Annotated in this window: 2 protein-coding genes; both read left to right on the plus strand. The window is 64.4% G+C overall.

The genetic code is table 11. The features are described from left to right. The first annotated feature begins 45 nt into the window (after positions 1–45). The gene (locus Q9R39_RS24655) at positions 46–336 is read left to right on the plus strand and encodes a transposase (RefSeq protein WP_075863408.1); all 291 of its coding nucleotides are present in this window, start codon (positions 46–48) and stop codon (positions 334–336) included. Further along, positions 333–1,271: an IS3 family transposase gene (locus Q9R39_RS24660; RefSeq protein WP_075863380.1), complete on the plus strand. Its 939-nt coding sequence runs from the start codon at positions 333–335 to the stop codon at positions 1,269–1,271. Before Q9R39_RS24655 ends, Q9R39_RS24660 begins: the two co-directional genes overlap by 4 nt. Positions 1,272–1,302: the final 31 nt, after the last annotated feature.

Below are 1,302 nucleotides of genomic sequence, written 5' to 3' on the forward strand. Positions count from 1 at the left end.
TGAGGTTCCCCCCGAACCGTAGAGGCATCGATAATGAGGAGCACGATGCCAGAGAAGCGGAAGAAGTACGACCGGGAGTTTCGTGATGGGGCGGTCCGGATCGTCGAGGAGACAGGTAAGCCGATCGCCCAGGTCGCCCGAGACCTGGGGGTCAACGAGGGCACGTTGGGCAACTGGGTCAACCGGGCGCGCGCCGAGCGGGAGGGCAGCGGCGAGCTGACCCCTGATGACGCTGCTGAGCTCAAACGGTTGCGCGACGAGGTCGCCGAGCTGCGCATGGAGCGTGATGTCCTCAAGCGATCGGTGGTCCTGTGGGTGAAGGAGGCGACGAAGTGAGCGTGGCACGCTTTGTCGCCGACCAGAGGACCAAGTACCGGGTGCCACACGCGGTGAGCTGCCGGCTACTCGGGGTCAGCGAGGCGTGGTTCTACAAATGGCACAACCGGTCCCAATCACCGGGTGCGGCAACGGGTTTGCACACCACACGCGACTACCGCCGGGACACCATCGACCGTGCCGTCGCGGTGGCCTTCGACAAGGCCCGCGGGCTGCACGGGTCGCCGCGCCTGCATGCGGATCTGCGTGCTGACGGGTGGACGGTGACCGAGAAGACTGTCGCTGATTCGATGTGTCGTCAGGGCCTGGTGGCGCGGCGGATCCGCCGGCGCAACGGGCTGACCCGCCAGGACAGAACCGCTCCGAAGTTCCCCGATTTGTTGGGTCGCGATTTCACCGCACAGTGCCCCGATGAACGGTGGGTCGGAGACATCACCGAGATCCCGACCGCGGCGGGCAAGCTGTATCTGGCCACGGTCATCGACCTCTACAGTCGCCGTCTGTTGGGTGCGGCCACCAGTCGCCACCCGGATGCTGCGTTGGCGTGTGCGGCCATCGAGATGGCGGTCGCCACGCGGGGCGGTAAGCAGGCGATATGGCGTGACGACGATGCGCAGAAGCTGATTTTTCACACCGATCGCGGGTCGACGTACACTGCGAAACGGTTCACCAAGCTGTGCCGGAAGATGGGTATCCGGCAGTCGATGGGGCGCGTCGGATCGTGTTTCGACAACGCCGCCGCCGAAGCATTCTTCTCATCCCTGGAGTGGGAAGTGTTGTCACGCAATGATTTCAACACTATCATGGAGGCGCGGGCCGTCGTGTTGGAGTGGTGCTACGGTTTCTACAACCACCAGCGCCGGCACAGCACGATCGGGATGGTGAGTCCGGTCGACTACGAGAACGCCGCACTGACCGAGCCCGAAGCCGCATAGAGGAGTCCTCCACGATTCCGGGGGAACCACA

It is taken from the genome of Gordonia sp. AC31, from assembly GCF_031844505.1.
Taxonomy (GTDB): domain Bacteria; phylum Actinomycetota; class Actinomycetes; order Mycobacteriales; family Mycobacteriaceae; genus Gordonia; species Gordonia hongkongensis.